General features: G+C 60.7%; 21 protein-coding genes and 2 tRNA genes. 10 read left to right on the top strand and 13 right to left on the bottom strand.

What is annotated here, in order from left to right; all coding sequences use genetic code 11:
• Positions 1-103: 103 nt before the first annotated feature.
• From pheT to ACN9M3_RS18660, 8 genes are all read right to left on the bottom strand, one after another.
• Positions 104-2,530: a phenylalanine--tRNA ligase subunit beta gene (gene pheT, locus ACN9M3_RS18625; protein ID WP_426318268.1), complete on the bottom strand. Its 2,427-nt coding sequence runs from the start codon at positions 2,528-2,530 to the stop codon at positions 104-106.
• A gap of 122 nt (positions 2,531-2,652) precedes the next feature.
• Positions 2,653-3,669, bottom strand: a complete 1,017-nt coding sequence (gene pheS / locus ACN9M3_RS18630; RefSeq protein WP_426161988.1) for a phenylalanine--tRNA ligase subunit alpha — start codon at positions 3,667-3,669, stop codon at positions 2,653-2,655.
• A gap of 99 nt (positions 3,670-3,768) precedes the next feature.
• On the bottom strand, positions 3,769-4,128 hold the full coding sequence (gene rplT / locus ACN9M3_RS18635; RefSeq protein WP_028101213.1) for a 50S ribosomal protein L20: 360 nt from the start codon (positions 4,126-4,128) through the stop codon (positions 3,769-3,771).
• Between the two features lie 26 nt (positions 4,129-4,154).
• Entirely contained in the window at positions 4,155-4,352 is a 198-nt protein-coding gene (rpmI, locus tag ACN9M3_RS18640) for a 50S ribosomal protein L35 (RefSeq protein ID WP_057262756.1), read from the bottom strand.
• A gap of 227 nt (positions 4,353-4,579) precedes the next feature.
• On the bottom strand, positions 4,580-5,155 hold the full coding sequence (gene infC / locus ACN9M3_RS18645) for a translation initiation factor IF-3 (RefSeq protein WP_426161989.1): 576 nt from the start codon (positions 5,153-5,155) through the stop codon (positions 4,580-4,582).
• Complete coding sequence (gene thrS / locus ACN9M3_RS18650) at positions 5,156-7,063, bottom strand: threonine--tRNA ligase (RefSeq protein ID WP_426323787.1); 1,908 nt, start codon at positions 7,061-7,063, stop codon at positions 5,156-5,158.
• A gap of 181 nt (positions 7,064-7,244) precedes the next feature.
• Positions 7,245-7,321: transfer RNA gene (locus tag ACN9M3_RS18655), tRNA-Val, on the bottom strand.
• 34 nt (positions 7,322-7,355) lie between these two features.
• Positions 7,356-7,432 (bottom strand) — tRNA-Val (locus tag ACN9M3_RS18660).
• 80 nt (positions 7,433-7,512) lie between these two features.
• On the opposite strand from ACN9M3_RS18660, the gene ACN9M3_RS18665 reads away from it, so the two are divergent.
• Entirely contained in the window at positions 7,513-8,433 is a 921-nt protein-coding gene (locus tag ACN9M3_RS18665) for a cation diffusion facilitator family transporter (RefSeq protein ID WP_426318269.1), read from the top strand.
• Positions 8,434-8,559: 126 nt separating this feature from the next.
• Here ACN9M3_RS18665 and ACN9M3_RS18670 read toward each other — a convergent pair whose 3' ends face one another.
• Positions 8,560-9,039 carry a lipocalin-like domain-containing protein gene (locus ACN9M3_RS18670; protein ID WP_426318270.1) on the bottom strand — a complete coding sequence of 160 codons (480 nt, stop codon included), beginning with the start codon at positions 9,037-9,039 and terminating at the stop codon, positions 8,560-8,562.
• Between the two features lie 98 nt (positions 9,040-9,137).
• Between ACN9M3_RS18670 and ACN9M3_RS18675 the strand changes: the two genes are divergently transcribed.
• The gene (locus tag ACN9M3_RS18675; RefSeq protein ID WP_426318271.1) at positions 9,138-9,986 is read left to right on the top strand and encodes a LysR family transcriptional regulator; all 849 of its coding nucleotides are present in this window, start codon (positions 9,138-9,140) and stop codon (positions 9,984-9,986) included.
• A gap of 71 nt (positions 9,987-10,057) precedes the next feature.
• Here ACN9M3_RS18675 and ACN9M3_RS18680 read toward each other — a convergent pair whose 3' ends face one another.
• The 3 genes from ACN9M3_RS18680 to ACN9M3_RS18690 are packed head-to-tail and all read right to left on the bottom strand — an operon-like array spanning position 10,058 to position 13,565.
• Positions 10,058-12,307 (bottom strand): RelA/SpoT family protein, encoded by a 2,250-nt coding sequence (locus ACN9M3_RS18680; protein WP_426161993.1) that lies wholly within the window; start codon positions 12,305-12,307, stop codon positions 10,058-10,060.
• Positions 12,308-12,326: 19 nt separating this feature from the next.
• A complete protein-coding gene (locus ACN9M3_RS18685) occupies positions 12,327-12,674 on the bottom strand; it encodes a RidA family protein (RefSeq protein ID WP_426161994.1) in 348 nt (115 codons plus the stop codon).
• A gap of 9 nt (positions 12,675-12,683) precedes the next feature.
• Positions 12,684-13,565, bottom strand: coding sequence for an alpha/beta fold hydrolase (locus ACN9M3_RS18690; RefSeq protein WP_426161995.1), 882 nt, complete (start codon positions 13,563-13,565; stop codon positions 12,684-12,686).
• A gap of 84 nt (positions 13,566-13,649) precedes the next feature.
• Between ACN9M3_RS18690 and ACN9M3_RS18695 the strand changes: the two genes are divergently transcribed.
• Complete coding sequence (locus ACN9M3_RS18695) at positions 13,650-14,444, top strand: 3-hydroxybutyrate dehydrogenase (protein WP_426318272.1); 795 nt, start codon at positions 13,650-13,652, stop codon at positions 14,442-14,444.
• On the opposite strand, the gene ACN9M3_RS18700 is transcribed toward ACN9M3_RS18695, so the two are convergent.
• Entirely contained in the window at positions 14,445-14,981 is a 537-nt protein-coding gene (locus ACN9M3_RS18700; RefSeq protein ID WP_426318273.1) for a gamma carbonic anhydrase family protein, read from the bottom strand.
• Between the two features lie 135 nt (positions 14,982-15,116).
• Here ACN9M3_RS18700 and ACN9M3_RS18705 point away from each other — a divergent pair, with 135 nt between their 5' ends.
• The 7 genes from ACN9M3_RS18705 to ACN9M3_RS18735 all read left to right on the top strand — a co-directional run bounded on the left by ACN9M3_RS18705 (position 15,117) and on the right by ACN9M3_RS18735 (position 23,013).
• Positions 15,117-16,433: a dicarboxylate/amino acid:cation symporter gene (locus tag ACN9M3_RS18705; RefSeq protein ID WP_426318274.1), complete on the top strand. Its 1,317-nt coding sequence runs from the start codon at positions 15,117-15,119 to the stop codon at positions 16,431-16,433.
• 166 nt (positions 16,434-16,599) lie between these two features.
• Positions 16,600-16,992 carry a type IV pilin protein gene (locus ACN9M3_RS18710; RefSeq protein WP_426318275.1) on the top strand — a complete coding sequence of 131 codons (393 nt, stop codon included), beginning with the start codon at positions 16,600-16,602 and terminating at the stop codon, positions 16,990-16,992.
• Between the two features lie 4 nt (positions 16,993-16,996).
• Positions 16,997-17,446, top strand: coding sequence for a GspH/FimT family pseudopilin (locus ACN9M3_RS18715; RefSeq protein ID WP_426318276.1), 450 nt, complete (start codon positions 16,997-16,999; stop codon positions 17,444-17,446).
• An 8-nt stretch (positions 17,447-17,454) separates the two neighbouring features.
• Positions 17,455-18,012, top strand: a complete 558-nt coding sequence (locus ACN9M3_RS18720; protein ID WP_426318277.1) for a type IV pilus modification PilV family protein — start codon at positions 17,455-17,457, stop codon at positions 18,010-18,012.
• An 11-nt stretch (positions 18,013-18,023) separates the two neighbouring features.
• Positions 18,024-19,046: a PilW family protein gene (locus tag ACN9M3_RS18725; RefSeq protein ID WP_426162004.1), complete on the top strand. Its 1,023-nt coding sequence runs from the start codon at positions 18,024-18,026 to the stop codon at positions 19,044-19,046.
• Positions 19,046-19,612 (top strand): hypothetical protein, encoded by a 567-nt coding sequence (locus tag ACN9M3_RS18730; RefSeq protein WP_426318278.1) that lies wholly within the window; start codon positions 19,046-19,048, stop codon positions 19,610-19,612. Before ACN9M3_RS18725 ends, ACN9M3_RS18730 begins: the two co-directional genes overlap by 1 nt.
• A gap of 32 nt (positions 19,613-19,644) precedes the next feature.
• On the top strand, positions 19,645-23,013 hold the full coding sequence (locus ACN9M3_RS18735; protein WP_426318279.1) for a pilus assembly protein: 3,369 nt from the start codon (positions 19,645-19,647) through the stop codon (positions 23,011-23,013).
• The last annotated feature ends 20 nt before the right edge of the window (positions 23,014-23,033 follow it).

The following is a 23,033-nucleotide window of genomic DNA, read 5'->3' on the forward strand; positions in this document are numbered from 1 at the left end:
AGTACGGCGGAATCGACGTCGTTGTTGTTAATTTTGCTGCCCTGCCTTTTAAAGTACATGAGTCCGGCAGTGCCGGACTCGCTGGTCATCCTGAATTGTTAAATCAAGCCCGCAGTTTTGCACCGTGTGCCAGGACGACATGGGCGGTCAGCGTCTTCATCAGCTCGTCCACGACATCATCCTGCAGGGTGTTTTGAGTATCTTGCAAGCTAAAGCGGAAAGCAAGCGATTTTTCGTCGCTTTCCAGGCCTTGGCCGCGATATTCATCAAACAAAACAATGGCTTGCACAATGCGCCCTTGAGCATGGGCCGTCACGGCACCATGGAAGGCGTCGAGCAGGTCCTGCACGGGAACGGCCTGTTTCACCACCAGGGCGACGTCGCGCGTGGTGCCAGGGAATTTCGAAATCTCTTCATATTCTGGCACGCGGCGTTGCTGCAACGCAACGGCATCGACTTCGAACAACACTGGCGCCTTCGGCAGGTCGTACTTTTGCAGCCAGCGCGGATGCAGTTCGCCGATAAAGCCGATCACCTTGCCATCCAGTTCCACCGAAGCGGCGCGGCCCGGGTGCAGGGCCGGGTGAGCCAGCTTCGCAAAGCGCAGCTGGCGCGGGGCGAACAGGGCTTCCAGGTCAGCCTTGACGTCGAAGAAGTCAACGTCGCGGGCTTTCTGTCCCCACTGCTCGTCGGCTACCGGGCCGTAAGCCATGGCAGCGACGCGCTGCGGCTGGTCATAGCCGGCCACGGTCAAAGGGCCGTCCTGCACGGAAGCGTCGCGCTTGAAAATGGCGCCAACCTCGAACAGGCGCACGCGCGGCTGCTTGCGGTTGACGTTGTAGCGCACGTTCGCCACCAGGCTGCCGATCAGCGACGAACGCATGACGGACATCTGGGAGGCGATCGGATTCTGCAGCTTGATCGGGCTGTCGTTGCCGTTGAAGTCCAGCTCCCACTGCGCTTCCACGAAGCTCATGTTGACCACTTCCTGGAAGCCCAGGTCAGCCAGCTGGTGGCGCACAGCGAAGATCGAACGGGTGTCTTCCGGTGCGATGCGCATCTCGTTTGCGGCGATTGGCGGCAGGGTCGGGATGTTCTCGAAGCCGTACACGCGGGCCACTTCTTCGATCAGGTCCTCTTCGATTTCGATGTCGAAACGGTAGGACGGCGAAGTGACGCTGAATACACCGTCTGCCAGCGTGAACGCGAGGCCCAGGCGCGTGAAAATATCGGCAACCATCTCATCGTTCAACGCTACGCCAATTACCTTCGCGGCGCGGGCGGTGCGCATTTGCACCGGAGCGCGCTGCGGCAGGTTGACGACCTGGTCGTCGATGGCGCCGACCTTGGTGTCAGGCGTGCCGCAGATTTCCACCAGCAGCGCGGTAATGCGCTCCAGGTGCTCGGGGATCGATGCGAAGTCCACGCCGCGCTCGAAGCGGTGTGCCGCATCGGTCGAGAAGTTGTATTTGCGGGCGCGGCCCTGGATGGCGTTCGGCCACCAGAAAGCCGCTTCCAGGTAGATGTTGCTTGTATCGTCCGACACGGCGGTAGCGTCGCCGCCCATGATGCCGGCCAGCGATTCCAGTTCCTTGTCGTCGGCGATCACGCCCACCCACTCATCGACTTCAATGGTGTTGCCGTTCAGGAGCTTGATCTGTTCGCCCTTCTTGCCCCAGCGGACGTCCAGCGAACCATGGATCTTGTCCAGGTCGAACACGTGCGAAGGACGGCCCATTTCCAGCATCACGTAGTTGGAAATGTCGACCAGTGCCGACACCGGACGCTGGCCGCTGCGCTCCAGGCGCTGCTTCATCCAGGCCGGGGTTTCGGCTTTGGCGTTCAGGCCGCGGATCACGCGGCCGGCAAAGCGCCCGCACAGGTCTGGAGCGCTCACCTTCACCGCCAGCTTTTCGTCCAGCGTGACCGGCACGATGCGGTTCTGCGGCAGGTTCAGTTGCGAGCCGGTCAGCGCCGCCACTTCACGCGCCACGCCCAGCACGGACAGGCAGTCTGCCTTGTTCGGGGTCAGCTTGATGGTGAATTTCAGATCGTTCAGCGCGAAGTAGTCACGGATGTTCTGGCCGATCGGCGCGTCGTCCGGCAGTTCGATCAGGCCACCGTGGTCTTCCGACAGCTTCAGTTCGCGCGCGGAACACAGCATGCCTTGCGACTCGACGCCGCGCAGCTGGCCAACCTTGATTTCGAACGGCTTGCCGTCGGCGCCAGGCGGCAGCACGGCGCCGGCCATGGCGCACGCGACCTTCAGGCCTGGACGCACGTTCGGCGCGCCGCAGACGATGTTCAGCAGCGTGCCGGTGCCCACATCGACCTGGCAGACGTTCAGGCGGTCGGCGTTCGGGTGCTTGGCGGTTTCGCGCACATGGCCCACCACAACGTTGGTGAACGGCGGCGCTACTGGATCGATGTCTTCCACTTCGAGGCCGGACATGGTCAGCATGTGTGCCAGCTCATCCGAAGTCATCTTCGGATCGACCATGGTGCGCAGCCAGTTTTCAGAGAATTGCATAGTCAGCTTTCGTATCTTTTAGAACCGGTAAACCAGTGTCTGACCCACAGGGTCAGACACTTGGCCCGTAGCTTCGGCAGACTGGTGTCTGACCCTGCGAGTCAGACACCGCTTTACCGGTTTTAGTTGAACTGCTTCAGGAAGCGCAGATCGCCTTCATAGAACAGGCGCAGGTCATTGACCCCATAGCGCAGCATGGTCAAGCGCTCAAGGCCGGAGCCGAACGCAAAGCCGATGTACTTTTCCGGATCAAGGCCGAAGTTGCGCACCACATTCGGATGCACCTGCCCCGAGCCCGAAACCTCCAGCCAGCGCCCTTTCAGTGGGCCGCTACCGAAAGCGATATCGATCTCCGCCGACGGCTCCGTGAACGGGAAATACGAAGGACGGAAGCGCACTTGCAGGTCATCCGTCTCAAAGAAAGCCTTAACGAAATTCAGGTACACGCCCTTCAGGTCAGCGAAGGAAATGTCTTCCGCAATCCACAGGCCCTCGACCTGGTGGAACATCGGCGAGTGGGTCGCATCCGAGTCCACGCGATAGGTGCGGCCAGGCGCGATCACCTTGATCGGCGGCTTGTTGTTGCGGGCATAGCGCACCTGCATCGGCGAGGTGTGGGTACGCAGCAGCAGCGGCTTGCCGGTGCTGTCGTTGCCTTCAACGTAGAAGGTATCCTGCATCGAACGCGCCGGATGGTTCTCAGGTGAATTCAGGGCGGTGAAGTTGGTCCAGTCGGTTTCGATTTCAGGGCCCGCAGCGACGTCGAAGCCGATCGAGCGGAAGATCTCTTCCACGCGTTCCCAGGTGCGCATCACAGGATGGATGCCGCCTTTGGAACGGCCGCGGCCTGGCAGCGATACGTCGATCGCTTCGGCATTCAGGCGCAGTTGCAGCTGCGCTTCCGCCAGCGCATCACGGCGCGCGGTCAGCGCGGCCTCGATCTGCACTTTCGCAGCGTTGATCAGGGCGCCCTGCGCCTTTTTCTCTTCAGGGTCCAGCTTGCCCAGGCCCTTCATCATTTCGGTGATCTGGCCAGTCTTGCCAAGGTACTTGGCTTTGGCGTTTTCAAGTGCGGCAGCGTCTACGGCGGCGAGGAAATCAGCCTGCGCGGAGACGACGAGTTGTTCGAGCGAGTTCATCCGACGATTTTCCTGTTTTGGAAATTAAAAACGGGACATAGCTAAGCCATGTCCCGCTTCTTATGAGCGCTGCCCGAAGACAGCGCGCATCACTGGCAATTAAGCAGCGATCTTGGCTTTGACGACGTTGACAATCGCTGCAAATGCAGGCTTGTCCATCACAGCCATATCAGCCAGGACCTTACGGTCCAGTTCAATAGCGGCCTTCTTCAGACCGTTCATGAACACGCTGTAGGTAACGCCGTGTTCGCGGGCAGCCGCGTTGATACGGGTGATCCACAGGGCGCGGAAGACGCGCTTCTTGTTACGACGGTCGCGGTATGCGTACTGGCCAGCGCGCATCACTGCTTGCTTGGCAATACGGAATACTTTGCTGCGACGACCGCGGTAACCCTTGGCCAGGTTCAGTACTTTCTTATGACGGGCACGCGCGGTAACCCCACGTTTTACTCGAGGCATAGTAGCTCCTTAAATAACGAGTGAGATTAAGCGGACGGCATCATACGCAGAACGCTAGTCACGTCCGACGCATTGATGTTACGGGTGCCACGCAGTTGACGCTTGTTTTTGGTGGTCTTCTTGGTCAGGATGTGGCGTTTGAAAGCCATGCCCGACTTAACGGTGCCACCTGGGCGCACGCGAAAACGTTTTTTCGCGGAGCTCTTGGTTTTCATTTTTGGCATGTGAATGCTCCAATAATGACCGGATTGTAGGTGGCAGCCCTTCGCTGCACTTTTGGTGCCTACTCTCACGGGAACCCGGGAGTATAGCACAACATTCTTCAAAACCGGTAAACCTGGGTCTGACCCGCAGGGTCAGACCCTGTATAAGCAACGGCCGCGGGTCAAAGACACGCGGCCGTTGCTCAGACAGTGCCCGACCCTGTGGGTCAGGCACTGGTTTACCGGTTTTACTTCTTCTTCTTCGGCGCCAGCACCATGATCATCTGGCGGCCTTCCATCTTGGGGAACTGCTCGACCTGGCCATGCGGCTCCAGGTCAGCCTTCAGACGCTCGAGCATGCGCATGCCGATATCCTGGTGGGCCATTTCACGGCCGCGGAAACGCAGGGTGATCTTGGTCTTGTCACCGTCTTCCAGGAACTTGATCAGGTTGCGCAGCTTGATGTTGTAGTCGCCATCATCGGTGCCGGGGCGGAATTTGACTTCCTTCACCGAGATCACCTTCTGCTTCAACTTGGCTTCGTGCGCCTTCTTCTGTTCCGAATACTTGAACTTACCGTAATCCATCAGCCGGCAGACTGGAGGATTCGCGTTCGGCGCGATCTCGACCAGGTCGACATCGGCCTCTTCCGCCAGGCGGAAGGCTTCGGCCAGGCTTACGATGCCCAGCGGTTCATTATCCACACCCGACAGACGCATTTCAGGGTGGGTGATCTCGCCATTGATGCGATGGGAAGACTTGTCAGTAGCTATGGTGTTTCCTTCAATTTTGGTTAGTAGGCCGGTTGCGGGGCTCCCCCGCATTTAGGCTTTGGTCTCGACGTCGTTCTGAAGTCGCTCCACCAGGGCTTCGATCGACATAACGCCCAGATCGACATTGCCCCGCGCACGCACGGCCACGGTGTTGGCATCCCGTTCTTTGTCGCCCACCACGAGAATGAAAGGCACTTTTTGGACGGAATGTTCGCGGATTTTATACGTAATCTTCTCGTTGCGCAAATCAGCAGCAACGCGGAAGCCCAGCTTGCGCAGCCTGGATTCAAGCGCCTTGCAGTAATCCGCCTGGGCGTCGCTGATGTTCAGAATCGATACTTGCTGAGGAGCAAGCCACATCGGCAGCGCGCCGGCGTAGTTCTCGATCAGGATACCGATGAAGCGCTCCAGCGAACCCACGATCGCACGGTGCAGCATGACCGGAGTCTTGCGGGTGTTGTCATCCGCGACATATTCGGCACCCAGGCGGCCCGGCATGAAGAAGTCGACCTGCATGGTGCCGACCTGCCATGGGCGGCCCAGCGAATCCTTCAGGTGATACTCGATTTTCGGACCGTAGAATGCACCCTCGCCCGGCAGTTCGGTCCAGGTCACGCCGCAAGCGCGCAGGCCCGAGCGCAGCGCTTCTTCCGCTTTATCCCACACCTCGTCGTCGCCGATGCGGTTGTCCGGACGCAGCGCCAGCTTCACGTCGATGTTCTCGAAATGGAAATCTTTATAGACTTCCATCGCCTGCTGGTGGAAGGCCACCACTTCCGGCTCGATCTGCTCGTTGGTACAGAAGATGTGGCCATCGTCCTGGGTAAAGCCGCGCACGCGCATGATGCCGTGCAGCGCGCCGGACGGCTCGTTGCGGTGGCACTGGCCGAATTCACCGTAGCGCAGCGGCAGGTCGCGGTAGGAACGCAGGTCGCTGTTGAAGATCTGCACGTGACCCGGGCAGTTCATCGGCTTCAGCGCGTAGGAACGGTTTTCGGACTCGGTCACGAACATGTTTTCGCGGTAGTTTTCCCAGTGGCCGGTCTTGCCCCACAGCGAAGCGTCCAGGATCTGCGGCGCCTTCACTTCCTGGTAGCCGTTTTCCTGGTACTTGCGACGCATGTATTGTTCCACTTGCTGCCAGATGGTCCAACCTTTCGGGTGCCAGAAAACCAGGCCTGGGGCCTCATCCTGGAAGTGGAAGAAGTCCAGCTGCTTGCCCAGCTTGCGATGGTCGCGCTTTTCCGCTTCTTCCAGCTGGAACAGGTACTGTTCCTGGTCTTCCTTCTTGGTCCAGGCGGTGCCATACACACGCTGCAGCATTTCGTTCTTGCTGTCGCCGCGCCAGTAGGCGCCGGCCAGCTTCATCAGCTTGAAGACCTTCAGCTTGCCGGTCGATGGCACGTGCGGGCCGCGGCACAGGTCGGTGAAATTGCCTTCGGTGTACAGCGACACGTCTTCATTGGACGGGATCGAAGCGATGATCTCGGCCTTGTAGTGCTCGTTGATGGACTTGAAATAAGCCACGGCCTCGTCGCGCGGCAGGACCTTGCGGGTCACCTGCTCGTCCTTCTTCGCCAATTCCGCCATTTTCTTCTCGATTGCCACCAGGTCGTCCGGGGTGAACGGACGCTTGTAGGAGAAGTCGTAATAGAAGCCGTTTTCAATGACCGGCCCGATGGTCACTTGCGCATCAGGGAACAGTTCCTTGACGGCGTACGCCAGCAAGTGGGCGGTCGAGTGGCGAATCACGTCCAGGCCTTCCGGATCCTTGTCGGTCACTATGGCGACATCGGAGTCCTTCTCGATCAGGAAGGAAGTATCAACGACCTTGCCATCAACTTTGCCGGCCAGGGCTGCTTTGCCCAGGCTGGTGCTGATGTTGGACGCAACCTGCGCCACGGTCAGGGGTGCATCGAATTGGCGGACGGAACCGTCGGGCAGTCGGATTGAAACCATCATGGATCTCCGGAAGAAAAAGGTAATGCTGGAAAAAATGGACGAAAAAAAACGCGGGCTAGCCGCGTTTTTCTTCAATTGAACAAGCAAAAGAAAGCCGATCGACTAGCGTCACTCACCAACCTTGATGGTAGTTCGCGGTGTCATAACCGGTGTGCCTTTCTCGCTCTTACAAAATGTCTGGTGGGCGGTGAGGAATTCGAATCCCCGACCCCTTGGATGTCGACCAAGTATTCTAACCAGCTGAACTAACCGCCCGTGTCTTTTGCAATGGTACTACATAAAAATGTTCTGGTGGGCGGTGAGGAATTCGAATCCCCGACCCCTTGGATGTCGACCAAGTATTCTAACCAGCTGAACTAACCGCCCGAGAGCCAGCATTATAGAGAGCACTGCCCTCTGTGACAAGTGTTTTCCGAAGAAAACATTGCTGATATATTCAGGGGACCATGCAAAACCACGATTCAACCCATCTTCACGCCCATCTGGACGGCGACGCGCAACACGCTCACTTCAACGAACACCGCAGCCAGGCTGCCCTGGCAGCCGCACTGGCACTCACTTTGGGCTTCGCTGTAGTTGAGGTAGTAGCTGGTTTCATGGCCAATTCGCTGGCCCTGATTTCCGACGCCGGCCATATGGTGACCGATGCCGCAGCACTCGGCCTGGCACTGCTGGCGCAACTGATTGCCAAGCGGCGCCCTTCTGCGCGCTACTCCTTTGGCTTTGGCCGTGCCGAAGCGCTGGCAGCTTTCGTCAACGGGCTGGCAATGCTGGTCGTCGTCGGCTGGATCGTATTTGAGGCGATGCAACGCTTCGCTTCACCCGAGCCGGTGCAAGGTGGCACGGTACTGGTCGTAGCCGGCATCGGCCTGGCTGTGAACTTGCTGGTCGCCTGGACCCTGTCGCGCGACAAGGAAAGCATGAATACCCGCGCCGCCCTGGTGCACGTGCTGGGCGACCTGCTTGGATCCGTCGCGGCGTTGATTGCCGGCGGCGTGATCATGGCAACCGGCTGGATGCAAATCGACCCCATTCTCTCGCTGCTGGTATCGCTGCTGATCCTCAAATCGACCATCGGCGTCTTGCGCGAATCCTTCCACCATCTGATGGAGGGCGTGCCCGACAACACGGACTACGCCCAGATCGGCGCCGACCTGGCTGAAGTGCAAGGTGTCCTGTCGGTGCACGATCTGCACGTATGGGAAATGTCGCCAGGCCAGCCGGCTTTGATCGGCCATCTTGAAGTCGCGGACTTGCACCAATGGCCGGCCATTCTGGCCCGGGTAAAAACAATGCTGCGCACCCGACACGGAATCGATCACATCACATTGCAAGCCGAGCCCGCAACCCATTCCCGCCCATCCTGAAATCATGAAGACCAGCTATTCTTCAATGTTGGACTCACATGCGGTCCCAACAAGCAAGCTGCGATAGATCCCTTCAACAAAACCATGTCCGAAAGGCTTCGTGTGAAATTGCCGTAAGCCCAGCAGCTATCGAAGCCGGCGCCAAACCGAAATCGGCACGTCCCCATCGGGCCGAGGCGGGACACGCCATTCGAGAACATCTCCCTCCATCGAATATGCGCGGCGCTGCACGGCCCCGTCCCATTGCGGATTCGATGCGGCGGCGATATGGAATACCAGGCGTCCATCCTCCACCGTAATCTTGCCAAAATGCGCGCTCATGGCGAGCAACAGCCGCTTGTATTCATGCAATTCGGCCGAGCGAAAATCACCTGCAAATGGCGGCCTGTCGGCATGATAGATCTGAAGCGCGTAGTGGCCGTCGCTTGCCACGTTCAGGGTGCCGCGCGGCTTGGCCCCATAGTCGTCGCTTCGACTGCCGTCGCGATGTTCACGGTAGGCGCCGATCAATTCCCAGGCCCCGGCCAGGCTGGCCCCGCTGGCTGACACCTCGGCGGCAGTTGCTGCGCCACTCAGCACTAGTGCTGTCAAAACAAGCTTCCGCATTTCAAACCTCCATCAGTCGAACACGCAACAGAGGATAGCCAGCTTGACGTCAACGCAAAATTGCAAAAACTTCGCGTGACCTGTGCATAATTGCACCGATGGACACCCCTGACTGGAACGATCTTCGCTATTTCCTCGCCGTCGCCGCAGCTGGCTCCCTGTCGGCTGCTGCACGCTCGCTTGGCGTCGAGCACACCACCGTGTCGCGCCGCATCGAGGCACTGGAGGGAATATTGGGCCTGAGGCTCTTTGACCGCTTTGCGCGTGGCTGGTCCCTGACGGATGCCGGTCGCGCCTTGCTGCCCCAGGCACAACGGATCGAGGAAGAGATTCATACCCTGCTGCGCCAGGCAAGTGGCGCGGGATCCGATTTCGGCACAGTACGCATCTCGGCGCCGCCCGCCATCGCCGCCCACTGGATCACGCCGCGCCTGCCCGCTTTGCGCGCGCAACTGACGGGAATTCAGATCGAATTGGGCGCCGAACCGGCCCGCGTCGATTTATCGCGGCGCGAGGCGGATATCGCGATCCGTTTTCGCCGGCCGCAAGCGCCCGACCTGGCAGTGCGCATAGTCGCGACAGTCCAATATTATCTGTGCGCTGCGCCCCAATATCTCGCCTCGCGCAAATCTGAAGAATGGGAATTTATCGGCTACGACGAAAGCCTGGCCACGACCCCGCAGCAGGAGTGGTTGAACGCATTTGCGGCGGGCCGCCCGTTTGCTTTTAGCAGCAACGATTTGAATTCAATTGCGGCAGCGGTGCGATTTGGCGCTGGGATTGCGGTCCTGCCCGATTACCTCGCCGCTGGGCTGATAATCCCCGGCATTAACTGCCCGGTACAGCGCGACCTCTGGATGGTCATTCATGACGACGTCCGCAAATCGCCAAGAGTTCGCCGTACCGCAGACCTCCTCGCAGAACTGTTCAGTACTGCGGCGCGCTAGCTCCTGGCAGCAACACGCCAAGACCTGGCACGCTTCGGGCGAAGCTCTAGAGGGAGATGAGCCGCCCTCCCTCAAGCACGGCGAGCTTCGAGGATGCCGGTGACTTCGCAAATCGCGGCGAGCGCTTTTTGCAGCTGGCTGGTGGCGCCGATTTCGACCGTAAAGGTCATGCGGGCCTGCCCTTTGGCTGATTGGGTGTTCACGCCGGTAACATTGATTTTCTCGCGCGAGAAAATCTCGGAAATATCGCGCAGCAATCCCTGGCGGTCGGTCGCCAATACAAATAGATCGACGGGAAATACCGTGTCGGAACGCGCGGCGCCCCAGGCAGTGACAATTACCCGCTCCGGCGCTTTAGCGCGCATTTCAGCGAAGTTTTTGCACGAGGCGCGATGAATTGAAACGCCTTTTCCGCGCGTAACAAAACCCACAATTGGATCGGGTGGCGCCGGTTTGCAGCATTTCGCCAATTGCGTCATCAAGCCATCGGTTCCCACCACCAGCACGCCCGATTTGGCGCCGGATTCAACGCTGGAATTGCGGCTCTTATTAACTGCGACCTGGTCGCTCGCATCTTCTTCAGCCTCGGCAGGATCGCGCAACGCTGCCTCGACATGGCGCAGTGAAAACTCATCCTTGCCCACGGCGAGGAACAGATCGTCCACTTTGCCAAAGCCCAGCTTTTGTGCCAGGGTCTCCAGGTTGACGGCGGTCTTGCCTTCGCGTTGCAGCGATTTCTCAACCAGGGAGCGGCCGTTGGCGACCGTTTCCTGGATGTCGATCGCGTGGAACCATGCCCGCACCTTGGTGCGGGTGCGGTTCGAGACCGTATAGCCTGGGCTCAGCCAGTCGCGCGACGGTCCAGCCGTACCGGGTGCGCCCTTGGCGGTAATGACTTCGCAAGTTTGCCCGCTTTTCAACGGCGTATTCAGCGGCACCATCTGGCCGTCGACGCGGGCGCCGCGGCAGCGGTGGCCCACGTCGCTGTGCAAGTGGTAGGCGAAGTCGATTGGGGTGGCGCCCACTGGCAACTCGATCACGCGCGCCTGCGGGGTCAACACGAAGATGCGGTCGTCCAGCGTGGTGGACTTCAGTTTTTCCACCCACTCGCGCTGCTGGTCCTCATTGTTGACCACAGCATCGGCAACTTCGGTTTTCCAGGCCAGCAGTTGGCGCAGCCAGGCGATCTTTTCGTCGTACTGCTGCCCTTTGAAGTTGGAACCACCCTCCTCCTTGTAGCGCCAGTGCGCTGCCACGCCGTATTCGGCGAAGCTGTGCATCTCCTGCGTGCGGATCTGCACTTCGAGGGGGCGGCCGTCGTCCGCCGTCACCACGGTGTGCAGCGACTGGTAGCCGTTCGGCTTGGGACGGGAAATGTAATCGTCGAATTCTTTCGGGATCGGGGTCCAGATATTGTGGACTACGCCGAGCACTGTATAGCAGGTCTTCACGTCGTCGACGATTACGCGGAAGGCACGCACATCGTACAGCTCGGAGAAGTCCAGGTCCTTGCCCTTCATCTTGTTCCAGATGGAGTAGATGTGCTTGGGCCGGCCGAATACCTCGGCCTTGATGCCGGCAGATGCCAGCTCGGACTGCAGGCGCGCAATGGAAGACGTGACGAAGCTCTCGCGCGCCATGCGCTTCTCTTCCAGCATCTTCGCAATGCGCTTGTAGGTCTCCGGCTCGATGAAGCGGAACGACAGGTCCTCCAGCTCCCACTTGATCTGCCAGATGCCGAGGCGGTTTGCCAGCGGCGCGTAAAGGTCCAGGGTCTCGCGGCCGTAAGCGCGCGTTACTTCGTCGAAGCGCTTGATGTCGGAGAAATAGCGCAAGGTGGTGCAGCAGGAAGCCAGCCGCACCAACACCACGCGCATATCGGTGGCCATGGCCAGCAGCATCTTGCGCAGCGACTCGACCTGGGCGACAGCCTGCTGCGCCGCGGTCTTGGTGCGCGCGGCACTGCCGGAAGACGCCAGCGTCAGCTCGCGCAGGCGGATCAGCTGGCGTACGCCGGCCACCAGGTCATTGACTTCCTTGCCGTAGCGCGGCTCGATGGAGGGGGCGGTATCGGCGTCGAGCAGGGTCAGCTCGAACATCAGTGCCGCGATGCGGGTTTCCGCATCGGTGCGCAGGATGGCCAGTGTGCTGGCCACCCCGATGGCGAATTCCAGGGCATCTTGCCCATGGCCTGTGATACGGCCGCTGTACGCCTGGCTGGCGTGGTCGAGCGCAGCCAGCACGCGCGCTCCATCGTCGGCGGACAAGCCTTGTACCAACTGATCCGTCGTTGCGCTGTTGAGAGCCGCGATTGAAACCATTACGAAAACCTTTGCAACTTTACTTTTGGGCGGCGGTCACCACGATTTCGACCAGCCAGTCGGGATTTGCCAGTTGCGCCTGGACAGTCGCACGCGGCGGGGTATTGCCTTCCACCACCCAGGCTTCCCACACTTCGTTCATGGCGGCGAAGTTGGCCAGGTCGGTGATGTAGATCTGCGCGCGCAGGATGTGCGCCTTGTCGCTGCCGGCTTCGCCCAGCAGGCGGTCGATATGGCCCAGCACTTCGGCGGTCTGCGCCTTGATGTCGCCGCCCTTCTCGGCAATCTGGCCGGCCAGGTAGACAGTGCCGTTGTGGACGGCGATTTCGGACATGCGCTTACCTACGTGAAAACGTTTGATTTCCATGCTTCTCTCTTAGTGGTTCAACAAAAAATCTTTCGCAATCGCGATCTGGTCGTCGTGCAGGAAGGTCGGCGCATGGCCAACGTTCGGGATCTCCACCAGTTTGGCCTTCGGGCCGCGCTGCGTCATCGCTTGCGCCGTTTCGCGCGACAGCAAGTCGGAGTTGGCGCCGCGCACCAGCAAGGTCGGGCAGCGGATCGCATCGTAGGCAGCCCACAGCATCGCTTCGTCAGCCTTGGCCGACTCCGGCGTCACCGACTGGAAAGGCAAGGCCAGGCCCATATCGTAGTGGCGTACCCACGAGCCGTCCTTGTCCTGGCGCAGCACGTCGGCGGCCAGCTTGTGCCATTCCGCATCGGTGTGCTCGCCGAAGGTAGCCGACACCATCTTCACGAATTCGGCGCCGGCCTTGAAAGTCGGGAAGCGCACTTCCTGGGCAATGTAATCGCCGATGCGCTGGATCGCCACCGCATCCAATGTGGGGCCGATATCGTTCAATACCAGCTTGCTGACCGGGCTGTCCGGCAGCGAAGCCAGGCCCATGCCGATCAGGCCGCCCATCGAGGTGCCGAACCAGTCCACGCTCTGCCGCTCGCCATTGGCCAGCACGCGCGCCAGCAAGGTCACCATATCGCTGACATATTGGGGAAGGCGGTAAAGCTGGGGGTTCACCAGGCTGCCGGAACGGCCGCGGCCCACCACGTCGGGGCAAACCACACGGTATTCCTTGCACAGTGACTGTGCAAGATTGTCGAAATCGTCCGAAACCCGGGTCACGCCGTGCACGCAAACCAGCACATTCGGGTTATCTTCCTCGCCCCATTCCTTGTATGCCATCTGGTGCAGGCCAGACATGGAGAAACACTGAACGGACTTGATTTTCGCTTCTGGCATTCGGTTCCTCGCTCCCCGCGCTGTTGTTTCGCTATTGGTTTTTGCGCTACATTCTACATTGGCTAACTAATTATAGGGGACCAAATGGTCAGCACGACTTTGCGCGGCAAAACTGCGCTCGTAACCGGCTCCACCTCCGGCATCGGCCTGGGCATCGCACGCAGCCTGGCAGCCGAAGGCGCCAACATCGTATTGAACGGCTTTGGCGATGCAGGCGAGATCGCGAAGCTGCAGGAATCGCTGGCCGCCGAATTCGGCGTGCAGGCAGGCTACCATGGCGCGGACATGAGCAAGCCGGCCGATATCGAGGCCATGATGGCCTATGCCGCCCAGAAGTTCGGCGGCGTCGACGTCCTGGTGAACAACGCCGGCATCCAGCACGTGGCCAATGTCGAGGACTTTCCGGCCGAGCGCTGGGACGCCATCATTGCCATCAACCTGACTTCGGCCTTCCACACCACCCGCCTGGCGCTGCCGCATATGAAGGCGCGCAACTGGGGACGCATCATCAACCTCGCTTCGGTGCACGGGCTGGTTGCTTCGGCCGGCAAGTCGGCCTATGTCGCGGCCAAGCACGGCCTGGTGGGCTTTACCAAAGCCACCGCTCTGGAAACTGCCAAGACCGGCATCACCTGCAACGCGATCTGTCCGGGCTGGGTCCTGACTCCGCTGGTGCAGAAACAGGTCGATGCGCGCGCCGAGAAGGAAGGCCTGTCCAACGACGCAGCCAAAGCGGCACTGCTGGCGGAGAAGCAGCCGTCCGGCGAATTCGTCACGCCTGAGGAGCTCGGGGCCATGGCCGTCTTCCTGTGCTCCGATGCGGCCCGGCAGATGCGCGGCGTGGCGTGGAATATGGACGGCGGCTGGGTCGCCCAGTAATCAGGCTTTTTGCGCCAGGTAGTTGTTCTTCAGGCGCATAGAGTGCTCGGCCGAGTATTTGAAGTGCGCAATCTCCTGTTCGGTCAGCTCGCGGATGCGCATCGCGGGCCGGCCGACATACAGCCCGCCGCTCTTCAGCACCTTGCCGGGAGCCACCAGGCTGCCCGCCCCCACCATCACATGCTTTTCGATCACCACGTCGTCCATGATGATCGAGCCCATGCCAACCAGGCATTCGTCGCCGATGGTGCAGCCGTGCAACAGCACCGAATGGGCAATGGTGACGTACTTCCCGATCGTCAGGGCGGCGCCTTCCGGCTTGGCGGCCGAGCGGTGCGACACATGGCACATGGCGAAATCCTGCACATTGCTGCCTTCGCCGATCGTAATGCGGTTCACATCGCCGCGCACAACCGCATTGCACCAGATCGAGGCATCTCGGCCGACATTGACGTCGCCGATAATTTGCGCGGACTGGTGGACGAACACGCCGTCTGCCAATTGGGGAAAGGTATCGAGGTAGGGTTGCAGTGTCATGCCAGGATTATATGGCCTGCGGCGCTGCAGCATCCGGCCGATTGTGGTTTTCCACAATGGGGATAGACACAATAGCGGCAAGACAACCCGTTTGCCATGATGGGAATATTCGGAGACAAACGAGGCCCCCTCATCATGGAAAAGAAACCCTTCTATAAAGTACTGTACGTCCAGGTACTGTTCGCCATCTTCTGCGGCATCCTGCTCGGCATCTACCTGCCGACCGACGCAGTCGCCATGAAACCGCTTGGCGACGGTTTTATCAAACTGATCAAAATGATCATTGCCCCGGTCATTTTCTGCACCGTGGTGAGCGGCATCGCCGGCATGCAGGACGTGAAAAAGATCGGCCGCGTCGGCGGCAAGGCACTGATCTACTTCGAGATCGTGTCCACCTTCGCCCTGGTCATCGGCCTCGCCGTAGCCAACTTCATGCAGCCAGGCGCCGGCTTCAACGCCGATCCGCACACGCTGGACACCAAGTCCATCGCCCAGTACACGGAAAAGACCAAGGCGCTGACCACCACCGACTTCCTGCTGAACATCATCCCTAACACCGTGTTCGATGCCTTCGCCAAGGGCGACATCCTGCAGGTGCTGCTGGTTGCCGTGCTGTTCGGCTTTGCCCTGTCGCTGCTCGGCGAGCGCGGCCGTCCGGTCACCAAGCTGGTCGACGAGGTATCGCACGCCTTCTTCGGCATGGTCAACATCATCATGAAGGCCGCCCCTATCGGCGCCTTCGGCGCCATGGCCTTCACCATCGGGAAATACGGCATCGCTTCCCTGCTGCCGCTGGCCAAGCTGATGGGTTCGTTCTATCTGACCTGCTTCCTGTTCGTGTTCATCGTGCTGGGAATGATCGCCAAGTACACCGGCTTCTCGATCGGCCGCTTCATTTCCTACATCAAGGAAGAACTGCTGATCGTGCTGGGCACCTCCTCCTCGGAAAGCGCCCTGCCTTCGCTGATGCGCAAGCTGGAAAAACTGGGCGCCTCCAAGCCTGTGGTTGGCCTGGTGGTGCCGACCGGCTACTCCTTCAACCTGGACGGCACCAATATCTACATGACCATGGCCGCCCTGTTCGTAGCCCAGGCCACCAACACCGACCTGACGCTGTGGCAGCAACTGACCATCCTCGGCGTCGCCATGCTGACCTCGAAAGGCGCCTCCGGCATCACCGGCGCCGGCTTCATCACCCTGGCAGCCACCCTGGCCGTGGTGCCAACCATCCCGGTGGCAGGCATGGCCCTGATCCTCGGCATCGACCGCTTCATGAGCGAATGCCGCGCCCTGACCAACTTCGTCGGCAACGGCGTGGCTACCCTGGTGGTCGCCAAGTGGGAAGGCGAGCTGGACATGGACACCCTGAAGCGTGAACTGGCCAATCCTACCCCGCTGCATGCAGCGGCCCAGCCGGCCGCCGCGGAAGCCCTGGCCGCTACCGCCGAGTAAGCCCGTAGCTTCTTTACCACTAAGACAGGCCCCATGCAATTGTGCATGGGGCCTGTCTTTTTTTGTGGTTAGAATGTAACGAAGAGTCACGAGGCAAATGTTGACACACGGAAACATGCAACCTAGAATGAACTCACTAATCATGCCCCCAGAAACGGACGCCAGGATGAAATTCCCCAGCCACCGTGGCTTTACCTTGATTGAATTGATGATTACCGTCGCCATCGTCGGGATCCTCGCTTCCATCGCCCTTCCCAGCTACACCCGCTATATCGTAAAGGGTAACCGCGCCGCTGCGCAGCAGCACCTGATCGACCTGGCCCAGCGCGAGCAGCAATTCCTGGCCGATGCACGTGTCTACAAGGATTCGGTCAGCGGCCTGAACATGCAAACGCCTGCTGCCGTGTCCAAGTGGTACACGATTACCATCCAGACTGATGCCGGCCCGCCGCCAAAGTTCACCATCACGGCGACCCCTATCGCCGGCAGTCGCCAGGAATCCGACGGCGCCCTCACCATCGACCAGGCCGGCAGCAAGCTGCCGGCTGACAAGTGGTGAAGCCATGAAGCGCCAATCCGGCTTCGGCCTTCCTGAAATGCTGATGGTGGTGGTCGTGATCGGTATCCTGGCGGCGCTCGGCGCGCCTGCAATGCAGGACTTCATCGCCAACCAGCGCCTGAAGAGTACATCAAGCGACCTGTTCACCAGTATCCTGCGCGCGCGCAGCGAGGCCATCAAGCGCAACAAGGACGTGTCGATTTCCCCCTCGGCCAGCTGGAATACTGGCTGGAGCATCCCTAGCCCGAACGCCGGCGAACCGGCCCTGGCCATGTTTGTGACGCGCCCGTCGATCACCGTGTCCGGCCCCGCCGCTGGCGTGACGTTTACCGCTGCCGGCCGCGTCAAGGGCGATGCCAACCCGCAGTTCTCCCTGACGGCCTCCACCGGCAAAGCCAGCTGCATCAGGATTGACCTTGGCGGCCGCCCGAACGTGCAACCTACATCATGCTAAGACCCACCATGCCTCGCCAACACGGCGTCACTATGATTGAAGTCCTGGTCACCATTGTGATCCTGGCTTTCGGCCTGCTCGGCATTGCGGTCTTCCAGTCCAAGGCCAGCGTCGGATCGATCGAATCCTACCAGCGCGCCCAGGCGGTCATCCTGCTGGACGACATGACTGCCCGCGTGCAAGGCAACCCTCAGAACAGCGCGGCCTACGAGTCAGCCAATATCGGCACCGGCGATGCGCAGCCAGCCGATTGCAGCGGCCTCGGCGCCGGCGCCGCGCGTGATGTCTGCGAGTGGAGCAACCTGCTGAAAGGCGCGGCTGAAACCGACAGCAGTACCAAGGTCGGCGCCATGATTGGCGCACGCGGCTGCATTACCCTGCTGCAGGCAGCCGATCCCAGCGCCGGCGTTTGCAAGCCGGGCATCGTCCAGGTCGCTGTTGCCTGGCAGGGCTTGCACGCCACCCAGGCTCCATCGCTGGACTGCGGCCGCAATCAATTCGGCGACGAAAGCTATCGCCGCCTGATTGCCGCCCAGGTCCTGATTCCTCAACTTGACTGCAAATGAGGAGCCCATTCATGCAGATACATCGCCGACGCGCGCAAGGTTTTACGTTGGTTGAAATGATGGTGGCGGTCGCCGTCGGCCTCCTCCTGCTTGCCGGCTTGTCGACCCTGTTCAACAACAATAGCGCCGCGCAAATGGAAATCGAGCGCGCCAACCGCCAGGTGGAAAACGGGCGCTACGCCATGCAACTGATGACCGGCGACTTGCGCAACGCCGGCTATTACGCCGAGTACGACCCGGTGGAACTGGCGGCGCCAACCGTCCTGCCGGATCCCTGCACGCTCGACCTGACAGCCATCCGCGGTGACATCGCCTTTGCGGTGCAAGGCTACGACAACAGCAATTCGCTCGGTTGCCTGTCCGACGTCAAGGCCAATACCGACGTGGTGGTGGTGCGCCATACCCAGACCTGCGTGGTCGGCGCCGCCGATTGCGAGGACGAGGCTGCCGGTGGCCCCTTCTTCCAGGCTTCGCAATGCTCCAACGACTATGAACTCGGTTCCAGCGACAAGAACAAACACTACCAGATCTCCGAGATCAACAACGGCTTCACGCTGCACCAGTACAACTGCACGGCGGCCATCAACAGCGGTACGCCGGCCGACGTGCGGCGCCTGCTGACCCATATCTACTTCGTCGCCAACAACAGCATGGCGCGCGATGGCGTCCCCACTCTCAAGCGCGCCGAGGTGGTGAGCAAGGGCGGCGTCATGTCGGTCCAGATCGTGCCGCTGGCCGAAGGCATCGAAAACATGCAGCTCGAATATGGCCTGGACACTAGTGGCGACGGCGTCGCCGACAGCTTCACCCCGCATGTCAACGATACCGAGTGGGGCAATGTGGTTTCTGTCAAGCTGCACTTGCTGGCGCGCACCCTGAGCCCGTCCGTGGGTCACACCGACCGCAAGTCCTACGTCCTCGGCGCGAACGAGAATGGCCAGCAGAACGTCATCAGCGCCGCCAACGACAAATACAAACGCCACGTTTTCACCTCACTGATTGGCCTGCCTAACGTGGCCGGAAGGAAATCCTGATGAAACACCCTGCACTCCGCCAGCAAAGCGGCATGACGATGGTCGTGGCGCTGGTCATGCTGGTGCTGCTCACCTTGCTGGCCATGACCACCTTCAACCTTGGCAAGTCCAGCATCCAGGTGGTCAACAATATGCAGAACCGCGACGAAGGCATTGCGGCCAGCCGCAGCGTGCTCGACGAGGCCATGTCCAGCACCCGCTTCTTCGACACGCCATCCGATGCACTGGACCAGCCTTGCCTGAACAGTAACCATCGCTGTTTCGACGTCAATGGCGACGGCGTGGTCGATATCGTTACCTCCCTGAGCGCGGCGCGCTGCGTCAAAGTCCGCAAAATCAAGACGTCTGAACTCGATTTGCAGAACGAAGAAGACCGGGGCTGCAGCGTCGGCTCCAGCAACGATGGCCTGATCGTCGGGGCACAAAGGGGCGATTCAATGTGTGCCGACTCGACCTGGGAAATGACGGCCACCAGCCAGGACCAGCAGGTTCAATCGGAAGTCCAGATGGTGCAAGGCGTCGCCATGCGCGTCTCTACCGACAATGTCGAAACCTCCTGTAAATAGATAACTAGCCCGCTTTTATTTGAGAGCCAGCCATGCAAAAAAAGCTAATGATCACCGCGGCCGCCAGCCTCGGTGCATGCGCCACCCTCCTGTCGTTCCCGGCTGGCGCTGACGACATCGATATTTTCACCGGGGCCTCTGCCGGCACCTCGATCAATCCACGCATCCTGATCGTGCTGGACAATACGTCCAACTGGTCGCGCCAGTCGCAGAAGTGGCCCGGCGGCCTGTCCCAGGGCCAGTCCGAGGTACGCGCCATCAAGGACGCGATTGCCACCCTGAACGACAAGGTCAACGTCGGCCTGTTTGAGTTCGTCACCGACGGCAACGCCAACGACAATGGCGGCTTCGTGCGCTTCCAAGTGCAGCCGATGACCGCGTCGGCAAAGAACCAGTTCAACAACCGGCTCAACACCATCGACGGCGCCATTACCAGCCCGATCGAAAAGCGCAACTCGGGCACGATGTACGGCAACCTGATGTACGACGTGTACAACTACCTCGGCGGCCGTCCCGGCTACTCCGCCGCGCAGGGCGTCACGCCGAGCTCGATCGCCGATCCCGCCGGCTACGTTAGCCGCTGGGTGCCGTTCAAGTCGCCGCTGACCGACGACGCCAGCTGCGCCAAGACGATCGTGATCTTCGTCACCAACCCGGACCAGAGCGGCCCGACCAAGGACGATTCCGCCAACACGACCCAGTTGCAGAGCCTGGGCGGTAGCACCAAGCAGCTCGGCCTGCCGAACTTCTCGACCCAGACCGTCGAGAGCGTCACCAATATCGGCCAGACCTCGGTCTGCTACTCGAGCCAGAGCGCCGCCGGCAATGAGCTGAACATGGCGCCGTGGCCCACCACCTGCGGCAACTACACTGACGGCTGCAGGATAGGCTCGCCCCTGAACGACGGCAGCAAGATCTGCCCGGTCGGCACCTCATCGTATGCAATCAACGGCGTCAACAGCACCGTGACCAACGTGCCGACCGGCGGCGAAACCACCGATTCCAATCCCTGGAATGCCGACGAGTGGGCGCGCTTCATGCACGACAAGGGCGTGCCGATTCCGGCCAGCACGATGAAGTCCAAGGTCACGTTCTACACGATCGACGTGTACAACGCCCAGCAAAACATCGAGCACACCAAGCTGATGCTGAGCATGGCGCGCGCCGGCGGCGGCAAATACTTCGCCGCCAAGAGCCAGCAAGCCATCCTCGATGCTTTGAACCAGATCATTGGCGAGGTGCTGGCTGTGAACTCGACGTTCGCGTCAACTTCGCTGCCAGTGAACGCCACCAACCGTTCGCAAAACCAGAACCAGGTCTTCATTGGCATGTTCCGCCCCGACCCGGATGCCAAGCCCCGCTGGTTTGGCAATCTGAAACGCTACCAGCTGGTCCTGGATGGCGCCGAGGTCAAGCTGGGCGACGCCAACGCCAACCTGGCAGTCAACGACAATACCGGCTTCATCACCGATTGCGCGCAAAGCTTCTGGACCGTCCAGAAGGGGCCGTATTGGGAGAACCTCGGGCTGAACCCGGACCCAGCGAGCGGCTGCAAGGCCTTGCCGCGCGGCGTCTCGCCCTATTCCGACGCGCCGGACGGACCATCGGTTGAAAAAGGCGCGGCGGCGCAGATGCTGCGCAACGGTAACGACCCGAGCTTCACCGGCGACCCGACCTATGCCGTCAACCGCACCTTGTACACCCGCGTCCCGGGTGGCACCTCGCTGGTGGCCTTCAACACCACCAACAGCGGCTTGCCAGCCGACGTGGTCAACTTCATCAAGGGCGCGGACGTCACGCAGGAGCGCGGCGACAACATGCCAACCACCACCACCCGCCCGTCGATCCACGGCGACGTGATCCACTCGCGCCCGCTGCCGCTGGCCTATGACGAGAACAACGTGTTCGTCTTCTACGGCGCCAACGATGGCTTCTTCCGCGCAGTCGATGCCAGCAACGGCAAGGAACGCTGGGCCTTTGTCGCCCCTGAATTCTTCAGCCGCCTGTCGCGCCTGAAAGACCAGACCCCGCTGGTGAACTACCCGAACGTGTCCGGTCCCGGCGACGTGGCTGCCGTCGGCAGCCCGAAAGACTACTTCTTCGACGGTTCCACCGGCGTGTTCCAGAACCTGCCGGTCGATGCCAACGATCCCAAGAAGATCTGGATCTACCCGACCATGCGCCGCGGTGGCCGCATGGTATACGGCCTGGACGTGACCGATATCGACAGCCCACGCCTGATGTGGTCGGTAGGTTGCCCGAACCTGACCAATGACAGCGGCTGCACCCCGGGCTTCGATGGCATCGGCCAGACCTGGTCCATCCCGGCGCTGGCCTTCGTCAAAGGCTACTCGCCCAGCAAGCCAGTGATCGTGATGGGTGGCGGCTACGACAACTGCGAAGACGCCAACACCGGCGCCCCCACCTGCGTGGCAGGCAAAGGCGGATACGTCTACATCATGGACGCGGAAACCGGCTCCCAGTTGGCCAGCTTCAGGACCAAGCGCAGCGTCGTCGGCGACGTGTCGATGGTCGACATCGACAACGACGGCATGGTTGACTACGCCTACGCGGCCGACCTTGGCGGCAATATCTACCGCATCGACTTCATCGATAGCCCCACCACCAAAGCACAGCTCACGGCCGGCAACTGGCGCATGTACCGCGTGGCCTACACCAACCAGGCCAGCAGCCCGCGCAAATTCATGTTCGGCCCGGCCCTACTGTACAACAAGGGCTTCGTCTACCTGGCCCTGGGCAGCGGCGACCGTGAGCACCCGCTGTCGTGGCAGTATCCTTACGAGTCGACCGCCAACCGCTTCTACGTGGCGCTCGACGACCTGTCCCTGCGGCCCACAACTGACGAGGCTGGGCTGAACCTTGACGCCAGCCTGACCAACAGCACGGCGTCGACCAGCTGCAATTCGCCGAACGTCCTGCCGAACGGCAGCACCCGCGGCTGGTTCATGGAATTGCAGAAGGGCGAACAGGTCGTGACCTCGTCCCTGATCGCCGGCGGCACTGTCATGTTCAGTACCAACCGTCCGATTGTCGGCAACGCGGCAAGCTGCTCCACCGCCCTGGGTGAAGCACGCGGTTACGTGGTTAACCTGTTCAACGCCTCTGGCGCCATTGGTGCCGACGGCATCTGCGGCGGCAACCGCTCCTCCGTGTTTGCCGGTGGCGGCCTGCCACCTTCGCCGGTGCTGGCCCGTGGTGTGAAAGTCCGCAGGGTGGGCGAGACAGGCGACCCGGGCAGGCCTGGCACTGGCACTGAGCCTCCCCGCGTAACTGTTGGGATCGGCATCGGCGGTACAGCGGCGCCGATCCAGTCGACGCGTATCAATCCGAACATCAAATCGGTCCGCAAACGTAAATACACTTACGTCAAAGGCCAGTAGGAAACGGGGGCGCATCGGCT

It is taken from the genome of Pseudoduganella sp. R-43 (assembly GCF_049913255.1).
GTDB lineage: Bacteria > Pseudomonadota > Gammaproteobacteria > Burkholderiales > Burkholderiaceae_D > Rugamonas.